15 protein-coding genes and 1 pseudogene are annotated in these 20270 nt (G+C 68.9%); 7 read left to right on the forward strand and 9 right to left on the reverse strand.

The genetic code is table 11. The features are described 5' to 3' along the window. Positions 1 to 14: 14 nt before the first annotated feature. The 3 genes from ACN5KJ_RS09455 (at position 15) to ACN5KJ_RS09465 (ending at position 4315) form a co-directional block, all read left to right on the forward strand. Positions 15 to 1640 carry an AMP-binding protein gene (locus ACN5KJ_RS09455; RefSeq protein ID WP_418593537.1) on the forward strand — a complete coding sequence of 542 codons (1626 nt, stop codon included), beginning with the start codon at positions 15 to 17 and terminating at the stop codon, positions 1638 to 1640. Then, positions 1640 to 3028: a hypothetical protein gene (locus ACN5KJ_RS09460; RefSeq protein WP_418593538.1), complete on the forward strand. Its 1389-nt coding sequence runs from the start codon at positions 1640 to 1642 to the stop codon at positions 3026 to 3028. The genes ACN5KJ_RS09455 and ACN5KJ_RS09460 overlap by 1 nt, the downstream gene beginning before the upstream one ends. 267 nt (positions 3029 to 3295) lie before the next feature. Further along, a complete protein-coding gene (locus ACN5KJ_RS09465) occupies positions 3296 to 4315 on the forward strand; it encodes a hypothetical protein (protein WP_418593540.1) in 1020 nt (339 codons plus the stop codon). Between the two features lie 299 nt (positions 4316 to 4614). Here the strand turns inward: ACN5KJ_RS09465 and ACN5KJ_RS09470 are convergent, their stop codons facing one another. The 6 genes from ACN5KJ_RS09470 to ACN5KJ_RS09495 all read right to left on the reverse strand — a co-directional run bounded on the left by ACN5KJ_RS09470 (position 4615) and on the right by ACN5KJ_RS09495 (position 10768). Beyond that, positions 4615 to 6033, reverse strand: a complete 1419-nt coding sequence (locus tag ACN5KJ_RS09470) for an SPOR domain-containing protein (RefSeq protein WP_418593541.1) — start codon at positions 6031 to 6033, stop codon at positions 4615 to 4617. Positions 6034 to 6212: 179 nt separating this feature from the next. Then, positions 6213 to 6845 carry a uracil phosphoribosyltransferase gene (gene upp / locus ACN5KJ_RS09475; RefSeq protein ID WP_347165919.1) on the reverse strand — a complete coding sequence of 211 codons (633 nt, stop codon included), beginning with the start codon at positions 6843 to 6845 and terminating at the stop codon, positions 6213 to 6215. Then, positions 6842 to 7837: an adenosine deaminase gene (locus ACN5KJ_RS09480; RefSeq protein WP_418593579.1), complete on the reverse strand. Its 996-nt coding sequence runs from the start codon at positions 7835 to 7837 to the stop codon at positions 6842 to 6844. Before ACN5KJ_RS09480 ends, upp begins: the two co-directional genes overlap by 4 nt. A gap of 44 nt (positions 7838 to 7881) precedes the next feature. Further along, positions 7882 to 9084 carry a phosphopentomutase gene (locus ACN5KJ_RS09485; RefSeq protein ID WP_418593544.1) on the reverse strand — a complete coding sequence of 401 codons (1203 nt, stop codon included), beginning with the start codon at positions 9082 to 9084 and terminating at the stop codon, positions 7882 to 7884. Continuing rightward, a complete protein-coding gene (locus ACN5KJ_RS09490) occupies positions 9081 to 10367 on the reverse strand; it encodes a thymidine phosphorylase (protein WP_418593581.1) in 1287 nt (428 codons plus the stop codon). Before ACN5KJ_RS09490 ends, ACN5KJ_RS09485 begins: the two co-directional genes overlap by 4 nt. Then, a complete protein-coding gene (locus tag ACN5KJ_RS09495) occupies positions 10367 to 10768 on the reverse strand; it encodes a cytidine deaminase (protein ID WP_418593546.1) in 402 nt (133 codons plus the stop codon). Before ACN5KJ_RS09495 ends, ACN5KJ_RS09490 begins: the two co-directional genes overlap by 1 nt. A gap of 113 nt (positions 10769 to 10881) precedes the next feature. Here ACN5KJ_RS09495 and ACN5KJ_RS09500 point away from each other — a divergent pair, with 113 nt between their 5' ends. Both ACN5KJ_RS09500 and ACN5KJ_RS09505 read left to right on the forward strand, forming a co-directional pair. Next, on the forward strand, positions 10882 to 11067 hold the full coding sequence (locus ACN5KJ_RS09500) for a DUF3072 domain-containing protein (protein ID WP_418593548.1): 186 nt from the start codon (positions 10882 to 10884) through the stop codon (positions 11065 to 11067). 452 nt (positions 11068 to 11519) lie between these two features. Next, a complete protein-coding gene (locus ACN5KJ_RS09505; protein WP_418593550.1) occupies positions 11520 to 13799 on the forward strand; it encodes an NADP-dependent malic enzyme in 2280 nt (759 codons plus the stop codon). 144 nt (positions 13800 to 13943) lie between these two features. Here ACN5KJ_RS09505 and ACN5KJ_RS09510 read toward each other — a convergent pair whose 3' ends face one another. Continuing rightward, positions 13944 to 14843 (reverse strand): hypothetical protein, encoded by a 900-nt coding sequence (locus ACN5KJ_RS09510; protein WP_418593551.1) that lies wholly within the window; start codon positions 14841 to 14843, stop codon positions 13944 to 13946. 433 nt (positions 14844 to 15276) lie between these two features. On the opposite strand from ACN5KJ_RS09510, the gene prpE reads away from it, so the two are divergent. Then, positions 15277 to 17166 carry a propionate-CoA ligase PrpE gene (gene prpE / locus ACN5KJ_RS09515; protein ID WP_418593583.1) on the forward strand — a complete coding sequence of 630 codons (1890 nt, stop codon included), beginning with the start codon at positions 15277 to 15279 and terminating at the stop codon, positions 17164 to 17166. A gap of 57 nt (positions 17167 to 17223) precedes the next feature. Here the strand turns inward: prpE and nhaA are convergent, their stop codons facing one another. Together nhaA and ACN5KJ_RS09525 are read right to left on the reverse strand one after the other, a co-directional pair. Continuing rightward, complete coding sequence (nhaA, locus tag ACN5KJ_RS09520) at positions 17224 to 19020, reverse strand: Na+/H+ antiporter NhaA (protein ID WP_418593553.1); 1797 nt, start codon at positions 19018 to 19020, stop codon at positions 17224 to 17226. Between the two features lie 155 nt (positions 19021 to 19175). Next, a complete protein-coding gene (locus ACN5KJ_RS09525) occupies positions 19176 to 19937 on the reverse strand; it encodes an NAD kinase (RefSeq protein WP_418593555.1) in 762 nt (253 codons plus the stop codon). Positions 19938 to 20100: 163 nt separating this feature from the next. On the opposite strand from ACN5KJ_RS09525, the pseudogene glyA reads away from it, so the two are divergent. After that, positions 20101 to 20270: pseudogene (gene glyA, locus ACN5KJ_RS09530) on the forward strand (serine hydroxymethyltransferase); the annotation flags it as partial.

Raw genomic sequence — 20270 nt, forward strand, 5'->3', positions numbered from 1 at the left:
CAGGAGGGTATGCGATGGGTTGGCTGAAGGACGAAACCGGGCTGGAGAAGACAGCCGCCAACCACGTACCGCTGACACCGCTGTCCTTCCTGACCCGCGCGGCGCAGGTCTGGCCGGATCACCCCGCGGTGGTCTACGGCCCGCACCGCAAGACCTATGCGCAGTATATCGAGCGCGTCACCCGTCTTGCCTCGGCTCTGGCGGCGATGGGGGTGCAGCCCGGCGACGTGGTGGCCACGATCCTGCCGAATATCCCCGCGCAGGCAGAGGCGCATTTCGGTGTGCCCGCCTGCGGCGCGGTGCTGAACGCCATCAACACCCGGCTCGACCCCGATACGGTGGCCTATATCCTCGACCACGGCGAGGCGAAGGTGGTGCTCTGCGACTCGCAGTTCGTGGCCGTTCTGGCCGAGGCCATGGACCGCATGGAGGGCACGTCCCCGCAGGTAATCGAGGTGCCCGACGATTTCGCGGGCGTGCACCGGCACTCGGATTATCCGCAATACGAGGACGTTCTGGCGGGCGCCGATCCGGGTTTCGGCTGGGTGCTGCCCGAAGACGAGTGGGAGAGCATCGCGCTCAACTACACCTCTGGGACCACGGGGCGGCCCAAGGGCGTGGTCTACCACCATCGCGGCGCCTATCTGAACGCCATGGGGCAGGTGCTGTCCTGGCGCATGACCCTGCATCCCAAGTACCTGACCATCGTGCCGCTGTTCCACTGCAACGGCTGGTGCCACACGTGGATGATGCCCGCCCTCGGCGGCACCGTGGTCTGCTGCCGCGACATCACCGCCAAGGCGATCTTCGACGCCATCGCCGACGAGGGCGCGACCCATTTCGGCGGCGCTCCCATCGTGCTGAACATGCTGGTGAACGCGCCCGAGGACCAGCGCCGCCCCTTCTCGCACAGCGTCAGCGTCTTCACCGCGGGCGCGCCCCCGGCCCCCGCGACTCTGGCCAAGATCGAGCCCATGGGCTTCGACGTGACGCAGGTCTACGGCCTGACAGAGGTCTACGGCCCCGCCACGGAATGCACATGGCAGGCCCAGTGGGAGCCGTTGCAGGGTGCCGAGCGCGCCGCCGTCAAGGCCCGTCAGGGGGTCGCCATGCCCTTCATGGAAGGCCTCGCCGTGCATGACGAAGCGGGCCAGCCGATCCCCATGGACGGGCAGACCAAGGGCGAGATCATGTTTCGCGGCAACGGCGTGATGAAGGGCTACCTGAAGAACCCCAAGGCCACGCAAGAGGCCTTTGCGGGCGGCTGGTTCCATTCCGGCGACATCGCCGTGCAGCACCCCGACAGCTACGTGCAGATCGCCGACCGCGCCAAGGACATCATCATCTCGGGCGGCGAGAACATTTCGTCTGTCGAGGTCGAAGGCTGCCTGATGGGGCATGACGCGGTGCTGCTTTGTGCCGTGGTGGCCAAGCCCGACGAGAAATGGGGAGAGGTGCCCTGCGCCTTCGTCGAGCTGAAGGACGGGCACGACGTGTCCGAGGCGGACCTGATCGCCTACACGCGTGAGCGGCTGGCGGGCTTCAAGTGCCCCAAGGTGGTGGTCTTCCAGGAGTTGCCCAAGACCTCGACCGGCAAGATCCAGAAGTTCGAACTGCGCGGGCAGGCGAAATCCCTGTGATGCGCCTGTTCCCTGCCCTGATGCTGGCCGCCGCCTCGCTCGCGGCCCCCGTCACCGCCGCCGTGACGCTGTCCGAAGAGCCCGGGCCCATGGGCTGCACCGCGACCCTCTCGGGCCCGCTGACCCCGGAGAGCGCGCAGGCCTTCGCCGCCTTTACCGCCGAGCAGGGCTGGCAGGCCGAGGTCTACGGCACCCGCAGGCTCTGCCTCGACAGTCCCGGCGGCGACTATGGCGCGGCGCTGGAGATCGCGCGGCAGGTGGCAGGCCTTGGCATGGGCACCGCCGTCGGGCCGGGCGCCACCTGCGACAGCGCCTGCGCGCTGATGTTCATGGCCGGGCAGCGGCAGGGCGAAGAAGACCTGCCCCTCACCGACCGGCAGCTGCACCCGCGCGGGCGGCTGGGCTTTGACGCGCCGGCGCTGGTCACCGAAGACCGCAGCCATTCCCGCGCCGAGATCGACGCCGCCTATGGGGTGGCGCTGCGCAGCCTGCGCGACCTGCTGGCGCTGCGCGACGACATCGGCATGACCTTCGCGGAAAGCCTGCTGCTGGAGATGCTGGCCACGCCCCCCGGAGAGATGCGCCGGATCGCCACCGTCGGCGATGCCGCGCGCTGGCGCATGCCCGTGACGCCCACGGCCGCCCCGGACGCCCCGCGCGAGGCGCTGGTGGAACAGGCCTGCGCCAATGCCCAGAGCGCGCGCTACGGGACGCCGGTCGCCGCCGGGATCAGCGACGCGCTGTCCCTGATCGACACCGCGATCGAGACGCCCGACGGCGGCGTCCGCGTCACCACCCTGCCCGCCTTCCTCGGCGAGGGCGCCTATGCATGCACGGTCACGCTGTTCCCCGAGCCACAGCCCGGCGGCGCCATCGGCGAGGTCTCCTTCGGCAGCGGCGGCTTCACCGAGGCGCTGGCGACGCTCTACCCCTACATGATGCACCCGCCGGACACCGTCCTGACCGATCTGCCGGTGGCGGGCCCGGACCCGGTGGCGGCGCTGAAGCCGGTCCTTCTGGCCTCGGACGCCCGGCCCTTTGCGCCCGCCGCCGGGGATTCCTGCTGGATCGCCGGACCCGAGGTCGCGGTCAGCGAGGTCAGCGAATACGTCAACCTGCGCGGCGGCACCGGCTTTGGCGCCGAGATCCTGCGCGAGGTGCCTCTGGGCGAAGCCCTGACGCTGATCGGCAACCCGGTGGTCGCCGGGCGGCAGGACGAGCGGCAAAGCTGCGCGGCGGCCTGCCGCAGCATGGCCGCCGACCCGGAGGATCCCGGCCATGCCGGTGCGGTCCGTGGCTGCATCGCCCGCAACGCCGTCTGGTACAGGGTGCGCGACGCCGAGGGCACCGAGGGCTTCATCAGCCGCAAGTTCCTGCGGGCGCGGTAGGGCGGCAAATTCCGTGCACGGAATTTTCAAGGCTCTTGCAAGAGCCTTGGTCGCCCCGCCGGACCGGCCACGCCGCGTTGCCGCACCCTGCCCGGCCCGACGCCATCCCCGCGATGCGCCCCCGGCGTCCCGCCCCCGCAGGCTGTCGCGGCGCGCTCACCTGCGCCATCCCCGGACAACGCGCCCGGCCCGCGCGCGTGCCAGATTGCCCGCCCCCCGGCAGCATGATAGCGTCGCCCGAGACCTGAGGCAGAGCAGCCCCGCACGATGACAGCACTGAAAGAGTTCGACCGGCTGGAGGCCACTGGCCTCTGGCGCCCCGCGCCCGACGTTCAACGGCGCGAGGTTGTGGTCTCTCTGGGCGACGCCACCCTGACCATGTCCGACATCCAGAACCGCCCGCTGGCGCATTGGTCGCTGGGGGCGGTGATCCGGGCCAACGGCTCTGCCGTTCCGGCGATCTATCACCCCGATGGCGACCCCGGCGAAACGCTGGAGCTGGGCGAGGGCGAGCGCGACATGATCGCCGGGATCGACAAGCTGCTGCGCGCCATCGACCGCAAGCGCCCGCACCCCGGAAAGCTGCGCTTCCTGCTCAGCGGAACGATTTTCGCAATCCTGCTGGGGCTTGCGGTCTTCTGGCTGCCGGGCGCGCTGGAACGCTACACCGTGCAGGTCGTGCCCATGGTCAAGCGCGCCGAGATCGGCGAGCGCCTGCTCACCCAGATCGCCCGCGTGACCGGCCAGCCCTGCATGACCTCGGATGCCCGCCAGCCCCTGCGCCGCCTCGCGCGGCGTGTCCTGGGGGATACCGGCAGCGTCGTCATCGTGCCCGCCGGGGCCCGCCGGTCGGCCCACCTGCCCGGGCGGATCATCCTGCTGCACCGCAATGTGCTGGAGGATCACGAGGATCCGGACGTCGCGGCGGGGTTCATCCTGACGGAAGCCCTCCGGGCCCGGCAAAGCGACCCGCTTGCGGATGTGCTGGACCACGCCGGGCTCTGGGCCAGCCTGCGCCTGCTGACCACCGGCAACCTACCGGATGCGGCGCTTGACGCCTATGCAGAGCACCTGCTGACCAGCCGCCCCGTCGATCCGCCGATGGAGCCCTGGCTGGCCGCCTTCTCCGAGGCCGAGCTGCGGTCCAGCCCCTATGCCTATGCGCGTGACATCACCGGCGAGTCCGTCCTGACCCTGATCGAGGCCGATCCCCGCGCGGCGCAGGGCAGCCGCCTTGTGCTGACCGATGCCGACTGGGTCCGCCTGCAGGGGATCTGCGGGTCCTGAGGTCCGAAGGGCGCGGGCATAGCGGGGCCAAGGGACCGGCCCCCGGCGCGGCGACGGCACCCGAAACACCTGCCCATCGCCGGATGCGGCCCGCTGGTACAAGGCTCGGCCCGCGGGTGTCGCGCAGGGCAACCATGGCACCGACGGTGGCCTGCGAAACCGCCGCTTTGACGCGACCAAGAGCCCCTGCCCCGATCCCTGGTTACCGCTGAAGGCACCGCGCCCCTGACGTGTCCTGTCACAAGCAAAAGGGGCGACGGATCGCCCCGTCGCCCCTTGCCTGGAAACCTGTACGGCGGTCAGCGCAGGTAGGCCTGCGTGTAGCCGGTGCGCCTGACGGCAGTCAGCGCATCGTTCAGGGCGGCGCCCGATGCGAAGGGACCGACCCGGACCGAGCGCATCACCTGCCCGCCCTGCGTCAGCCTTGCCATCTTCACCGGCAGCCCTGCCGCGGTCAGGCGGGCCGCGGCCTCCTGCGCGCCAGAGGCCGAGGTGAAGGCGCCGATCTCGACCCAGCGGTCCGAGGCGGTCGCCACCGGCGCCGCGCCACGCGTGGACATGACCGGGCTGCGATAGGCCTCGCCCTGCACATGGTACGAAACCGTGGAGCGGTGACCATATTGCCCCGAGGTCGCGGGATAGCTGCTGTCCTGCACACGGTAGGCCAGGATCGGGTCGCGATGCTCGTAGCCGCCGACCCGCTTGATCAGGCGGCGCGGCACGGTGTGGGTCCACAGCTTCTGCGTCGCGTCGTAGCCGTCCAGCGTCATGTAGGCCCGGTAGGGGTTCAGGCGGTCGTCCTCCCACGCGGGGCGATACCCGGCGGGCACGACGTTGTCGGACACATCGCGGCTTTCATAGACGTGGCGCGGCACGATGCGGGTATCGCCCGGCAGGTCGCGAAGGCTGCTGTCGTCCCAGCTGCCGCGATTGTAATGCACGGTCTTGCCGGGGGCCGGAGCCTCGCCGCGCCGGATGGTGGTGACATGCGGGGTCGCCTGCGGCCCGCAGCGCAGCGCCACCCTGCGCCCGTCGACGACGCGCGTGGTCTGACCATTCTGGCAGGCGATCTGAGCCGGGACCTTCACGGTCGTGCCGACGCGGTAGGTCTTCAGCGAACCGGGCTGCGCCGTTGCGGCGGGTACGCGGCGCACCACGCGCGGCGGCTCTGCGGCGACCGGCTTGGAGGCCGGGACACGCACCACCTGCTGCGGAGCGGGAGCGGGCTGCGGCGCGGGCTGGCGGACCACCCGCGTTGTCGTCGCGACGCGCGCCGGGGCGGGCGCGACACGCACCGGCGCCGCGGCAGGCGCGGCGCGGGCGGGTGCCGGGGCGGCCACGCGGGCCGGGGCCGTTGCGCCCGCCGTGGGCGCCGGGGCCGCCGGGGTGGCGGCGGGCGGCGTCGTCACGGTGATCTGCACGGGCCGTTCCTGCGGCGCCGGGGCCGCCGCCGTCCGCGTCGCGCCGCCGAAGCTGGTCGGTGTCTGGCCGCAGATATGTTTGCGCTGGCGGGTGACGCGCGGAACCCATGTCACGTTTCCGTCGAACCCGGCCCGAACGAAAACGCAGCCCCGGGCATCCGCGAACTGCGTGCCCTTGAACCCTGCGGGCGGAAAGTTTGCCGGGGTGGCGTCCATCCCCTGTGCCGTGGCAGCGCCGGCAGACAGCGCGAAAAACGACACAACCAATGCGGTCAACTTCATAGAACTCAATTTCATGTCTGCCCCCACAGATATTGCGAAAGCATGCCCGAATGACGCCGGTCTTGTAAAGCCTTGAGAAGCCTTGCAGGCTCGGCGTTTCAGCCGGGCTGACAATCGCCGCGCCGCGCCCGCATCGTGGATTTAATCCCCAAGGCGGGAATGCCCGATCTGGCGCCCCGCCTGCAGGAAATCCCCTATTTGGTGCCGAACATCCGGTCTCCGGCATCGCCCAGACCGGGCACGATATAGCCCTTTTCATCAAGGCGCTCGTCCAGTGCGGCGGTCACGATGGGGACATCCGGGTGCCGTTCGCGCATTTTCGCCACCCCTTCGGGCGTCGCGAGAAGGCAGAGGAATCGGATATTGGTGGCCCCCGCCTCTTTCACCAGATCGATGGCCGCGGCAGAGGAGTTGCCGGTCGCCAGCATCGGGTCGACGACGATGGTCAGCCGCTCCCCCATCGCTTCGGGCAGCTTGTTGTAATACTGCACGGGCTTCAGCGTTTCCTCGTCGCGGTACAGCCCGATAAAGCCGACACGCGCCGCCGGGATCAGCTCCAGTATGCCGTCCATCAGCCCGTTGCCCGCCCGCAGGATCGAGACCAGGGCCAGCTTCTTGCCCTCGATGGTCGGCGCCTCCATCGGGCAGATCGGGGTTTCGATGGTCTTCACCCCCATCTCCAGATCGCGGGTGACCTCGTAGGCCAAGAGCAGGCTGATCTCGCGCAGGAGCATCCGGAAAGACGCGGTCGAGGTGGTCTTTTCGCGCATGATCGTCAGCTTGTGCTGCACCAGCGGGTGGCGGACGACGGTCAGGTGTTCAGTCATGGCGCGGGCTCCAGTTTCTTCTTGATCGCCTCTTTCGTGGCCGCGTCGCAGAAGGCGGCGTCGAGGGCGGTGCGGTTCAGGTCCTGAAAGATGTCTGCCCCCCAGCGGAATGTCTTGGCAAGCCTTTCGTACTCCTTCCGCAGGGTCGTGTGGAAGAAGGGCGGGTCGTCGGTCGACACGGTGACCTTCACGCCGCGCGCGCGCAGCTGCTGGATCGGGTGCTTGTCGAGCGAGGGGTAGACGCCGAGGAAGACGTTGGAGCCGGGGCAGACCTCCAGCGTGATCTCGCGCTCGGCGAGGATGTCGCAGAGGCGCGGGTCCTCGATGGCGCGGACGCCGTGGCCGATGCGCTCCATCCCGCGCAGGTCGGTCACGGCGTTCTCCACCTCGCGCGGGCCGCGCCATTCGCCTGCATGGGTGGTCAGCCGCAACCCGGCCTCGGCGGCCATGTCGAAGCTGTAGGCGAAATCGCCCTGCTCGCCCATGTTCTCGTCGCCGCCCATGCCGAAGCCGGTGATCCAGTCGCCGGCGGTCTCGGCGGCGCAGCGCGCGGCGGCTTTGGCCTTGTCGGGGCCGAAGTGGCGGATGCAGGTGACGATGCCGCGCAGGGTGACGCCGAAGGTCTTCTCGCCCGCCTCCGCCGCCTCGCGGATGGCGTGCAGATACTCCTTCCATGCGCCCACATCGCCGCCGCCGCAGAAATCGGGGCTGACGAAGGTTTCGGAATAGACGACGCCGTCATTGGCGCTTTCCTCCATCAGGGCTGTGCAAAGCCGGGCGAAATCCTCGGGGCCTTTCAGCACGCTGGTCGCCGCCTCGTAGACGGACAGGAAATGCACGAAGTCGCGGTACGCGTAAGAGCCGTCGGCGCGGAAGATCTTCGACAGGTCAGTCTTCTTCTCCTGCGCCAGCCCCCGGATGAAGGCAGGCGGCGCGGCGCCTTCGAAATGCAGGTGCAGCTCGACCTTGGGCAGATCGAGGATGCGGGCCATGTGCTCTTCGTCGATGGGGGCGTCGGGATCGTAGTCGTAATCGTTCACAGGAAGGAACCTCCGGGGCCCTGCGCGGGCAGGTTGAGATGCACCGCCACGCTGGCGGCCACGTCGGCAAAAGCCACCTGCCCCAGCGGTCCGCTGCCCGCACCATGCAGCAGCACCGGCACGCGCTCGCGCGTGTGGTCGGTGCCCGTCCATGTGGGGTCGTTACCGTGGTCGGCGGTGATCAGAAGCAGGTCGCCGTCGCGCAGCTTCGGCAGCACGCGGGCCAGAGCGGCGTCGAACCATTCCAGCGCGCGGGCATAGCCCGAGACATCGCGGCGGTGACCGTAAAGGCTGTCGAACTCGACAAAATTGGCGAAGGTCAGGCTGCCCTCTTCGGCCTCGTCGATCAGGTCCGACAGGTGGCCCATCAGCGTCGCGTCACCGCCCTTGCGGACCGTGTCGATGCCGGTCATCGAGAAGATGTCCCCGATCTTGCCGACACCGTAGACCCGCCGACCGGCATCCTGCGCCCAGTTGGTCAGGATCGGCTTGGGCGGCTTGATCGCATAATCGCGCCGGTTGGTGGTGCGCTGGAAGGCGCCTTCCTGCCCGACAAAGGGCCGGGCGATCACGCGGCCGACCTTCATGGCGTGCAGCGTCGGCGCCAGCGTTTCACACAGCTGCAAGAGGCGGTCGAGGCCGAAGTGCTCTTCATGCGCGGCGATCTGGAAGACGCTGTCGGCAGAGGTGTAGCAGATGGGCCAGCCGGTGCGGATATGCTCGGCCCCGAAGCGCTCCAGCATCACGGTGCCCGAGCCGTGGCAATTGGCCAGCGTGCCCTCCGTGCCCGCAATCCGGCAGGTCTTCGCGATGAGATCCGGCGGAAAGGCGGGCGTCCGGTCCGGGAAATAGGTCCACTCCCACGGCACCGGCAGGCCCGCCAGTTCCCAATGGCCCGAGGGCGTGTCCTTGCCCTTCGAGACCTCGGTCGCCGCGCCCCAGCGGCCCCGGGCGGGCGTTTCGGGCATGGCCGCACCGGTGGCCAGCGCATGGGCATGGAACAGCCCCAGCGCGGCCAGCGTCGGAACCTGCAAAGGCCCGCTGCGCCCCTCTTCGGCGCGCCCCGCGGCGCAGGCCGCAGCGATATGGCCCAGCGTGTCGGCCCCGGTGTCCGGCACCCCGTCGTTGAAGAAGGCCCCTGCATCGGGCGCCCCGCCAATGCCGACGGAATCCATCACGACAAGAAAGGCCCGGGTCATGTCACGCGCTCCAGCACCAGCGGTCTTTCGGTCGGGGCCTCGCCCAGCGTCACCGCCGCGCGCACCGCGCGGGCCGCCGCCTCGGCCTGCTCCTCGCGTGCGGCGTGGATGCGGGCCAGCGGCTGGCCTTTCCGGACCCGCTCGCCCAGCCGCACGACCTGATCCAGACCCACCGCAGGGTCCACCCGGTCGCTTTCGACCCGGCGCCCGCCGCCAAGGTCGACAACCGCCAGCCCCAGCGCCTCGCCGTCGATGGCCGAGACCACGCCGTCCGCCTGCGCCGCGACCTCCTGGATCACCGGCGCCTCGGGCAGGAAGCGCTGCCAGTTCTCGACGAAATGCAACGGCCCGCCAAGGCCGTAGACCATCCGCCCGAAACGCTCTGCCGCCGCGCCCGAGGAGACCGCCGCGCGCAGGCGGTCCTCTCCGTCGGGGATGCCGACAGAGGCCAGCACCTCGGCCCCCAGCGCGACGCTGAGCTCAAGCAGCGGGCCGGGCGTGCCGGTCAGCACCTGCACCACCGCGTCCACCTCCAGCGCATTGCCCAGTGCGGGCGCAAGCGGCTGGCTCATGTCGGTGATCAGCGCCGTCGTCGGGCAGCCCGCCGCGCTGGCCGTGTCCACCAGAGCCCGCGCCAGCGCCCGCGCCTCTTCCGCCGTCTTCATGAAGGCGCCGGAGCCGACCTTGACGTCCAGCACCAGCGCCTGAAGCCCCGCCGCCAGCTTTTTCGACAGGATCGAGGCACAGATCAGGTCGAGGCTTTCGACCGTCCCCGTCACGTCGCGCACCGCGTACAGCCGCTTGTCCGCAGGCGCCGTATGGGCCGAGGCGCTGACGATGGCACAGCCCGCGTCGGCCACCACCTGACGGAACCGCGCCTCGTCGGGCGAGACGTCGTAACCGGCGATGGCCTCCAGCTTGTCCAGCGTCCCGCCGGTGTGCCCCAGCCCCCGCCCCGAGATCATCGGCACGTAGACCCCGCAGGCCGCCAGCGCCGGGGCCAGAACCAGCGACACGCAGTCGCCAACGCCGCCGGTGGAATGCTTGTCGACCACCGGAGCGTCGAGATCCCAGTCCAGCACCTCGCCCGAATCGCGCATCGCCAGGGTCAGGGCAACGCGCCCCTCTTCGCTGAGCCCGCGCAGGCAGATCCCCATGGCAAAGGCCCCGGCCTGCGCCGCGCTGACGCTGTGATCGGCAAGACCGCGCGCGAACCAGCGCAGGGCCTCGGCAGAGGGCTCTTCTCCGCGGCGCAGGCTGGCGATGACGCTGCGCGCATCCATCATGCGCGGTCCATATGTCCGCTGTCGAAGGCGCCGGGCAGAAGGTCGCCGACGGTCAGGCGCAGGGTCGCACCATCCGTGGTCGCCATGGTCACCGGCACCTCGGCCCCGGCGAATTCCTTCAGCTTCTGCCGGCACCCGCCGCAGGGCGGCACCGGGTCGAGGCTGTCGGCGATCACGTAGACCTCGGCAATCGCCGTTTCGCCCGCCGCGACCATGGCGGCGATGGCACCAGCCTCGGCGCAGGTGCCTTCCGGGTAGGCGACATTCTCGACGTTGCAGCCCGCGTAGACCGCGCCCGAGCGGCTGCGCAGCGCGGCGCCGACCTTGAAGCGGGAATAGGGGGCATAGGCGTTTTCGCGCACGACGCGGGCGGCATCGGCAAGCGACGGATCGGACATCGGGGCCTCCTGTAACAGAAGCGCATTGTTCCGACGGCAGGCGGCGATTGCAAGGGGAACCCGGCGTTCGGTTCCGGCGTTCCCCCGTCATAAACGGTGGAGACCCCATAACCATGACCCAGACCTCCCTTGTCGACGGCGCCGCCGAGATACCCGCCGATCCCCATGCCCCCATGACCGACTATCAGGCCGCCGTGCTGCTGCAGCTGTGCGAGGATACCGGCGAGGATTACGACGACGCGCTGACCAGCCGTCAGGCCGACCGCCGGATCGATACGCTGCGCGGGATGACAGAGTGATCGCCTGACGCCCCCTGCCGCCCGGCACACCGGGAAACAATCATCACAGGCAGCGTGGCCGGAAACGGCACCGCTGCCTTTTTGCTGGCTTGTTATTGGCTTGCGACCCCGGGCTTCTGCGTGGTCCACCCGAAGACAGCCACCGGACCAAGCGCCGCGGGGCCTTCCCGACCCTGACCGGACGCCACGCCGGGCCGCGCCCGCACCGGACACCCTGCAAGCCTGCACCACACGACCCGGCGCAAAGCCCGGCAAGACCGGTTGTCCCGGCGCCACTGCCATCCGCCGCCACAGCCTTGCCAGCAAGGGCGCCAAACCGCCTGCGACCGCTGCACCGCAGCGTGTTCGCGCGTTTACAAGCCAGCCCCGAACCTGCTAGGCGCAGCGCATGACCGAACGGCAGACTCAATTTAGTTTACCGTTAAACCATGCCTCGGAGGAGGGCCCAGCGCATGTCCGATACGTCCAACGATAGCCTGCGTCAGGCGGCGCTGGCTTACCACGAATTTCCAAGGCCCGGTAAGCTGGAGGTCCGCGCGACCAAGCCGCTTGCCAATGGCCGGGATCTCAGCCGCGCCTATTCGCCGGGGGTGGCCGAGGCCTGCCTCGAGATCAAGGCCGACGAGACCACCGCCGCCCGCTATACCGCGCGCGGCAACCTTGTGGCGGTCGTCTCGAACGGCACCGCCGTGCTGGGACTGGGCAATATCGGCGCGCTGGCCTCGAAGCCGGTGATGGAGGGCAAGGCCGTGCTCTTCAAGAAGTTCGCCAATATCGACTGCTTCGACATCGAGGTGAACGAAAGCGACCCCGAGAAGCTGGCCGACATCGTCTGCGCGCTGGAGCCGACCTTCGGCGCCATCAACCTCGAGGACATCAAGGCGCCCGACTGCTTCATCGTCGAAAAGATCTGCCGCGAGCGGATGAACATCCCGGTCTTCCACGACGACCAGCACGGCACCGCCATCGTCGTCGGCGCCGCCGCGACCAATGCGCTGCATGTCGCGGGCAAGCGCTTCGACCAGATCAAGGTCGTCTCGACCGGCGGCGGCGCGGCGGGGATCGCCTGCCTGAACATGCTGGTGAAGCTGGGCGTGAAGCGCGAGAACATCTGGCTGTGTGACATTCACGGGCTGGTCTACGAGGGCCGGGCCGAGGACATGAACCCGCAGAAGGCCGCCTTTGCGCAGGCCTCGGACAAGCGCACGCTCTCCGAGGTGATCGAGGGCGCCGACCTCTTCCTTGGCCTCTCGGGTCCCGGCGTGCTGAAGCCCGAACACGTGGCGCAGATGGCAAGCCGCCCGATCATCTTCGCACTGGCCAACCCGACGCCCGAGATCATGCCCGACCTCGCCCGGCAGGCCGCCCCCGACGCGATCATCGCCACCGGGCGCTCGGATTTCCCCAACCAGGTCAACAACGTGCTCTGCTTCCCCTTCATCTTCCGGGGCGCGCTGGACGTGGGCGCGACAGAGATCAACGACGCCATGCAGATCGGCTGCGTCGAGGGCATCGCGGCGCTGGCCCGCGCGACCACCAGCGCCGAGGCCGCCGCCGCCTATCGCGGCGAGCAGCTGACCTTCGGCGCCGACTACCTGATCCCGAAACCCTTCGACCCGCGCCTGTCCGGCGTCGTCTCGACAGCCGTGGCCAAGGCCGCGATGGAGTCGGGCGTCGCCGTGCGCCCGCTTGCCGATATCGCCGCATACAAGCAGAAGCTGGACGCCTCGGTCTACAAGTCCGCTCTGCTGATGCGCCCGGTCTTCCAGGCCGCCGCGACCGCCAGCCGCCGCATCGTCTTTGCCGAGGGCGAGGACGAGCGCGTGCTGCGCGCCGCGCAGGCGATCCTGGAAGAGACCACGGAGACCCCGATCCTGATCGGCCGCCCCGAGGTGATCGAGACCCGCTGCGAGCGCATGGGCCTGGAAATCCGCCCCGAGCGCGACTTCAACATCGTCAATCCCGAGAACGATCCGCGCTACCGCGACTACTGGGAAACCTACCACGCCATCATGGCCCGGCGCGGCGTGACACCCGACATCGCGCGCGCCATCATGCGCACCAATTCCACCGCCATCGGCGCGGTCATGGTGCAGCGCGAAGAGGCAGACAGCCTGATCTGCGGCACCTTCGGCGAATACCTCTGGCATCTGAACTACGTCCGGCAGGTGCTGGGCGATCGCAAGCTGCATCCGGTCGGCGCGCTCTCGCTGATGATCCTCGAAAGCGGGCCGCTGTTTGTCGCGGACAGCCACGTGCACCTGGACCCCTCGCCGCGCGAGCTGGCGGATATCGCCATCGGCGCCGCGCGCCACGTCCGCCGCTTCGGGCTGGAACCGAACATCGCCTTCTGTTCCAAGTCGCAGTTCGGCAACCTGACCGAAGGCACCGGCCTGCGGCTGCGCGAAGCCATGGAGATCCTCGACAACGAGGGCCACGACTTCTGCTACGAGGGCGAGATGAACGTGGACGCGGCGCTGGACCCCGACCTGCGGGCCCGGCTGCTTCCGGGCAACCGGATGGCAGGCGCCGCCAACGTGCTGATCTTCGGGCATGCGGATTCGGCCTCTGCCGTCCGCAATATCCTGAAGACCAAGGCCGACGGGCTGGAGGTCGGGCCGATCCTGATGGGCATGGGCAACCGGGCACATATCGTGTCGCCCTCGATCACCGCGCGCGGGCTGCTGAACATGGCGGCCATCGCGGGCACCCCGGTGGCCCACTACAGCTAGGCGGCCTCCGCGTCCCCGGCTGTGCCGCCTTCACGGCCTGCGCCCGACCCCGGCGCGCAGGCCGCGCCGGGCGGTGTGTCGTCATGGCAAGCAGGCGGTGCAAGGCAAAACGCGACCCGCCCCCTTCCGGGCGGGTTTGCCCCGTCACTCGGCGGAACGTTCGGTCAGCGCATCGGGTCCGACCGTGTAGTGGCGCGTGCAGCTGCCGCCGCTGCGCCCGCAGGCGGCCCCCTGAAAGGTGATCTCGACGACGCCCGGCTCTGCCGAGCGGTAGCTCTGGATCGTGTCGAGGAAGACCCGGCGGTAACGCCCGTCCTCCTGCGCCAGCCAGAACGAGTTCTGGCATCCCGCGTCGCTGCACACGAGGCTCGTGGCGGTCGAGCATTCCGCAAGGCTGTGGTCGACCACCAGATCCATGGCCCCCTTGCCGTCAAGATCGACCTCGCTCAGGAAGCCCTCCATCACCGCGATCGTGCCGTCGAGCGTCCGGCAGGCCTCTGCCAGTTCACCCAGCACGACGCTGCCCGGATCGACCTGTGTCCGCCGCTCGACCTCGCGGGCGGCGAAGTCGGGCAAGGGACACAGGGCCTCGACCTCGCTGATCGCCTTGCGCGACCCCGACAGGCCGAACCGGTACAGTTCCGGCGCCTCTTCGGGGCCGAACCACATGCGCATGTCCGCGCGTATCCCGGCCTTCAGCCGTTCCAGCCCGTCGACATGGGTTTCCTCCAGCGGGGCGCGGAAGGATTCCATCCCGACCGACTCGAACTCCAGCGTGCCGACGAGCGACGAGCCGACCACCATCAGGGCATCCACCGACTCCGCGACGACAAGATCCGCGATGCCCTCGGTGCGCATGCCCCAGGACAGCGGCTGCTCGGTCGAGCAGGACAGTTCCAGGCAGACGGAGGCATCGCCGCCCTCGGTGCAGGCCCGGGCGGCGTGGCGCCCGGTCGCCGGGTCGCTTTCCACCACCCAGGACGCCTGCGCTTGGGCCGTACCCGCCAAGAGCAAGGCCCAGATCAGCATCCCCAATTTCCGCATCGGTGCGTCTTTCCGGCTGTTTCCCTGCCCGTAATTCAGCGCAGCAGCCCCCGGAGTGCAAGCACCGGGGCGTTCACGGCTTCGGCATGTTGCGGCGGTGCCAAGGCCTGCGGCCCCCGACAGCACCTTGCGCACCCGATGCGCCGCCGCCCCAGCGCAAGAGGGCCCGGGCCACAGGCGAGACCTGCGAATCCACGCACTTCGCGAAACCCCGCGCGAGACTTTGCAAACCCTGGATAACTTTGCGCCGATATGTCGAAATTCAGGGGCTTTGCAAAAATTTGCAGGCGCGGAACCGCGTGAATCCGCAAATTCCTGCGGTAATCTGTCCTGACCAGCGCCAACAGTCTTGCCGGAAAACCGTGGCGCGGCCTAAGCCATTCCGCAAGTGTGAGAGGAGGCTTGCATGCCAAGGGATCGACGGGAGGACACCATGGGATACGACGCGGTTTACGACAGCTGGAAAACGGACCCGGAGGCGTTCTGGATGTCCGCCGCAGGGGACATCGACTGGAAAGTGAAACCCTCGAAGGCCTTGTTCGACAAGGGCGATCACCTCTACGAGTGGTTTGCCGACGGCAAGACCAACACCTGCTGGAACGCTGTCGACCGCCATGTCGAGAACGGGCGGGGCGAGCAGACGGCAATCATCTACGACAGCCCGATCACCCACACCAAGCGCGAGATTTCCTACGTCGAATTGCGCAACCGGGTCGCCATGCTGGCCGGTGCGCTGCGCGCCAAGGGTGTGGAAAAGGGCGACCGCGTCATCATCTACATGCCGATGATCCCCGAGGCGCTGGAGGCCATGCTGGCCTGCGCACGGCTGGGCGCCATTCACTCGGTCGTCTTCGGCGGCTTTGCCGCGCATGAACTGGCGGTCAGGATCGACGACGCGCAGCCCAAGGCGATCATCGCCGCGAGTTGCGGGATGGAGCCGGGGCGCGTCGTCCACTACAAGCCCCTGCTGGATGCCGCCATCGATCAGGCGACCCACAAGCCCGAATTCTGCGTGATCTTCCAGCGCGAGCAGGAGGTCGCCGCCCTTGTCGAAGGCCGCGACGTGAACTGGCACGGCTTCCAGTATGGCGTGAAACCCGCGGACTGCGTGCCGGTCGAAGGCAACCACCCGGCCTATATCCTCTATACCTCGGGCACCACCGGCCAGCCCAAGGGCGTCGTCCGTCACACCGGCGGCCACCTCGTGGCGCTGAACTGGACGATGAAGAACCTCTACAACGTCGAGCCCGGAGAGGTCTTCTGGGCCGCCTCGGACGTGGGCTGGGTCGTGGGCCACAGCTACATCTGCTACGCGCCGCTGATCCACGGCAACACCACCGTGATCTTCGAGGGCAAGCCGGTGGGCACCCCCGACGCCGGCACCTTCTGGCGGGTGATTTCCGAGCACAAGGTCAAGAGCTTCTTCACCGCGCCCACCGCCTTCCGCGCGGTCAAGCGCGAGGATCCCAAGGGCGAGTTCGTCAAGAAATACGACCTGAGCGGGCTGCGCGCCGTCTACCTGGCGGGCGAACGCGCCGATCCGGCGACCATCGAGTGGGCGCAGGAGCAGCTGAAGGTGCCGGTCATCGACCACTGGTGGCAGACCGAAACCGGCTGGTGCATCGCGGGCAACCCCCTGGGCATCGAGGAACTGCCGACGAAACTCGGCTCTCCGGCCAAGCCAATGCCGGGCTACGACATCCAGATCCTCGACGAGGCCGGGCAGCCGATGCCCACCGGCGAGTTGGGCGCCATCGCGGTCAAGCTGCCCCTGCCCCCGGGCACCCTGCCGACGCTCTGGAACGCCGAGCCGCGCTTTCGCAAGGCCTACCTCGACCACTTCCCCGGCTATTACGAGACCGGCGACGCGGGGATGATCGACGAGGACGGCTATGTCTACATCATGGCCCGCACCGATGACGTCATCAACGTGGCGGGGCACCGGCTGTCGACCGGCGGCATGGAAGAGGTTCTGGCCAGCCACCCCGACGTGGCCGAATGCGCGGTGATCGGCGTGACGGACCCGCTGAAGGGGCAGTTGCCGCTGGGCTTCCTGTGCCTGTCGTCCGGCGTGAACCGCCCGCACGAGGAAATCGTCAAGGAATGCGTGACGCTGGTGCGCGACCAGATCGGCCCGGTCGCGGCCTTCAAGCTGGCCTGCGTGGTGGATCGCCTGCCCAAGACCCGCTCTGGCAAGATCCTGCGCGCGACCATGGTCAAGATCGCCGACAACGAGGCCTTCAAGACCCCTGCGACCATCGACGACCCGGCGATCCTCGACGAGATCCGCGTGGCCCTTCAGGGGCTGGGCTACGCCGGATAACAGACTGCGGCGGGGCATTGTCCCCGCCGCCCTTGTCCCTGCGCGGTCGGTTACCCCCTACTGCGCCCTGCGCCCCGCCAGCACCAGCAGCAGCGATCCCGTGACCGCCGCGCCAGCCGAGGCCAGCAGCACCGCCAGCTTCACGCTTTCCAGCTCTGCCCCGGAAAAGGCGGCGGAAGAGATGAAGATCGACATGGTAAAACCCACGCCCGCGAGGAATCCCGCCCCGATCATCTGCATCCACGAGATTTCCGACGACAGCCGCGCGATGCCCAGTTTCGTCGCGATGAAGACGATGCCGACGATCCCCAGCGGCTTGCCGATCAGCAGGCCCAGCATCACCCCAAGGCTTTCCGGCGCCAGCGGCGAGAACGACGAGCCGATGACAAGAATGCCGGTGTTGAAGAAGGCAAACAGCGGCAGGATCAGGAAGTTCGACCAGCTTTCCAGCGCCTGCTGCAGGTGAAAGCCCGGTTCGCGCAGGCGGCTCACGGCGTTCTGCAACCGCCGCACGGCGCGGTCCCCGACCTGCGTCGCGTCGGGCTCTCCGTCCACGATGGCCGCCGCCTGCGCCGCCACCGCCTTGGCATCGGCGGGACGCCGCGAGGGGATCGCCGCCGCCGTCAGCACGCCCGCAAGGGTCGCATGCAGCCCGGCCTCGTGCACGTAGTACCAAAGCGCCACGCCCAGCAGCAGGTAGGGCATCCGGCTGTAGACCCGCCCCACGGCCAGCCCCAGCATCAGCGCAAAGACCGCCATGGCCAGCACGAAGGCCTCCATGTGGAAGCCTTCGCCGTAGAAGATCGCGATCACGAGGATCGCGCCAAGGTCGTCGGCAATGGCCAGCGCCGAGACGAAGACCTTCAGCGAGGTCGGCACCCGGTCGCCCAGCAGCGCCATGATGCCCAGCGTAAAGGCGATGTCCGTGGCCATGGGCACCCCCCAGCCATGCGCCGTGTCGGTGCCGGCGTTGAACGCCATGTAGACCAGCGCGGGCACCACCATGCCCCCCAGCGCGCCCAGCACCGGCAGGATGGCCCGGTCGCGCGCCGACAGCTCGCCAAAGACGATCTCGCGCTTGATCTCGATCCCCACCAGCAGGAAGAACAGGGCCATCAACCCGTCGTTGATCCAGTACTCCAGCGAAAGCGAGAACTCGGCGCCGCCGAAACTCAACCCGAAGGCGGTCTCGCGGAAGCCTTCGTACCAGTCATGTCCGCCAAGGTTGGCCACGAGAAGCGCCGCCAGCGTGGCGAGGATCAGCACCAGCCCGGCAGAGGCCGCCCAGTGGAAGAAATCCTCGCTGGCCAGCGCGATGCGCACCCCCAGAGGTTTCTCGATGGCCTCGATCAGAGATTGCTCGTCCCAGCCGCCCTCGTAATACCGCCCGTCGATGAAGATCATCGGCATGTGCAGGCCGCGGGCCTCGCCAAGGGCCGCCTGATCGGCGGCGAGCTTCTCCCGCGCCGCCTCGCTGTCCAGATCCGCGCGGAACCGCGCCATGTCCAGCCCCAGCCGCTGCGCGATCCGCATCACCCGCATCGGCGTATAGGTCGGCGGCGCGCGGAAGAGCGCCTCGTGCATGTCCCAGAACCGGTCCTGCCGCCAGGCGGCAAAGACGGCCCGCGCCGCCAGTTCCGAGCCGCTGTTGTCGTCGTCGGGCAGGATGAAGCGCAGCGCGACAGAGGCGTTCTGCCCGCCGAACCGCTCTGGCGAACGGCGGATGATGTCGCGCATCCGCCGCGTGTGGGGGCAGGCGTAATCGACGTACCAGACGATCTGCACCCGGCCCTCCGCCCCGCCCGGGATGATGTCGGTGTCACGGTCGAAGCCGCGGGCGAGTGTGTGGCTCATGTCGTCTCCTTCCTGTCCCGGCGCCCCGTACCCGGCCTGTCGGGGCAAGATGGCCGCCGGGGCCTCCCGGACAACCCCTCAAATTCGCACAGGGCGGTCTGCGATCCGCCACATTGGGACGCCTGTCCGCAGGAAACAGCGCCGCCCGGCGGGGCTTACGTGAACTGTTCGCGGATCAGACGCTCTTCCAGCCCGTGACCGGGATCGAAGAGCACCCGATGCGCCACCCGCGGCTCCGACCGGATATGGACCTGCACGACATTGCGCACGGAATTGCCATCGGCCTCGGCCATGACCGGCCGCTTGTCGCCCTGCAGCACCTCAAAGGTCACCTCGGCGGTCTTCGGCAGGATCGCCCCGCGCCAGCGCCGGGGCCGGAAGGCCGCCACCGCCGTCAGCGCCAGCGCATCCGCGCCGATCGGCAGGATCGGTCCATGGGCCGAGTAGTTGTAGGCCGTCGACCCGGCGGGCGTCGCCAGCAGCGCGCCGTCGCAGGCCAGCTCCGCCATGCGCACCTTGCCGTCGACGCTGATCCTCAGCCGTGCCGCCTGCGGCCCGGAGCGCAGCAGCGAGACCTCGTTGATCGCAAGCGCCCGGTGCTCGGACCCGTCCACGCAAAGCGCCCGCATCGCCAGCGGGTTGATCACCGCCTCTTCCGCCGATTGCAGCCGCTCGGGCAGGCCGTGCTCGGAATACTCGTTCATCAAAAAGCCCACGGTGCCGCGGTTCATGCCGTAGACCGGCGCCGGGTTGTCCTCGGTCCGGTGCAGCGTCTGCAACATGAAGCCGTCGCCACCCAGGGCCACGATCACATCGGCGCCGTCCTCGGCGTGGTCGCCGTAGCGCCGGGTCAGCCCTTCCAGCGCCGCCTGCGCGATGGGCGCGGGCGAGGCGCAAAAGGCGATGCGAAGAGACATGCGGGGGTTTCCTGTGCCGGTCGTTTTGCGCGGATGGAAGCACAGCCGCTGCGCGAGGGCCAGAGAGGACGCAGGATTATTGCACAGTGTCGCTTTGACGACTTTGCGCCGTCCGATCTTTCCTATACCCCACTGGGCATCTCGAATCCGCAGGAGCAGGCCCATGAACGCACCGCACCGTGACGATGGTTTCTTCACCGAAGCCCTGTCCGACCGTGACCCCGAACTCTTTGCCGCGATCACCGGCGAGCTTGGCCGCCAGCGCGACGAGATCGAGCTGATCGCCTCCGAGAACATCGTCAGCCGGGCGGTGCTGCAGGCGCAGGGCTCGGT

It is taken from the genome of Ponticoccus sp. (in: a-proteobacteria) (genome assembly GCF_048381735.1).

Bases quoted from the DNA above. Each gene is read 5' to 3' on its own strand.
- ACN5KJ_RS09490 (WP_418593581.1), bottom strand. From the start codon at position 10,367: ATGGATGCGCGCAGCGTCATCGCCAGCCTGCGCCGCGGAGAAGAGCCC.
- ACN5KJ_RS09525 (WP_418593555.1), bottom strand. From the start codon at position 19,937: ATGTCTCTTCGCATCGCCTTTTGCGCCTCGCCCGCGCCCATCGCGCAG.
- prpE (WP_418593583.1), top strand. From the start codon at position 15,277: ATGGGATACGACGCGGTTTACGACAGCTGGAAAACGGACCCGGAGGCG.
- ACN5KJ_RS09495 (WP_418593546.1), bottom strand. From the start codon at position 10,768: ATGTCCGATCCGTCGCTTGCCGATGCCGCCCGCGTCGTGCGCGAAAAC.
- ACN5KJ_RS09460 (WP_418593538.1), top strand. From the start codon at position 1,640: ATGCGCCTGTTCCCTGCCCTGATGCTGGCCGCCGCCTCGCTCGCGGCC.
- upp (WP_347165919.1), bottom strand. From the start codon at position 6,845: ATGACTGAACACCTGACCGTCGTCCGCCACCCGCTGGTGCAGCACAAG.
- ACN5KJ_RS09505 (WP_418593550.1), top strand. From the start codon at position 11,520: ATGTCCGATACGTCCAACGATAGCCTGCGTCAGGCGGCGCTGGCTTAC.
- ACN5KJ_RS09510 (WP_418593551.1), bottom strand. From the start codon at position 14,843: ATGCGGAAATTGGGGATGCTGATCTGGGCCTTGCTCTTGGCGGGTACG.
- ACN5KJ_RS09465 (WP_418593540.1), top strand. From the start codon at position 3,296: ATGACAGCACTGAAAGAGTTCGACCGGCTGGAGGCCACTGGCCTCTGG.
- ACN5KJ_RS09500 (WP_418593548.1), top strand. From the start codon at position 10,882: ATGACCCAGACCTCCCTTGTCGACGGCGCCGCCGAGATACCCGCCGAT.
- ACN5KJ_RS09485 (WP_418593544.1), bottom strand. From the start codon at position 9,084: ATGACCCGGGCCTTTCTTGTCGTGATGGATTCCGTCGGCATTGGCGGG.
- ACN5KJ_RS09480 (WP_418593579.1), bottom strand. From the start codon at position 7,837: ATGGCCCGCATCCTCGATCTGCCCAAGGTCGAGCTGCACCTGCATTTC.
- nhaA (WP_418593553.1), bottom strand. From the start codon at position 19,020: ATGAGCCACACACTCGCCCGCGGCTTCGACCGTGACACCGACATCATC.
- ACN5KJ_RS09455 (WP_418593537.1), top strand. From the start codon at position 15: ATGGGTTGGCTGAAGGACGAAACCGGGCTGGAGAAGACAGCCGCCAAC.
- ACN5KJ_RS09470 (WP_418593541.1), bottom strand. From the start codon at position 6,033: ATGAAATTGAGTTCTATGAAGTTGACCGCATTGGTTGTGTCGTTTTTC.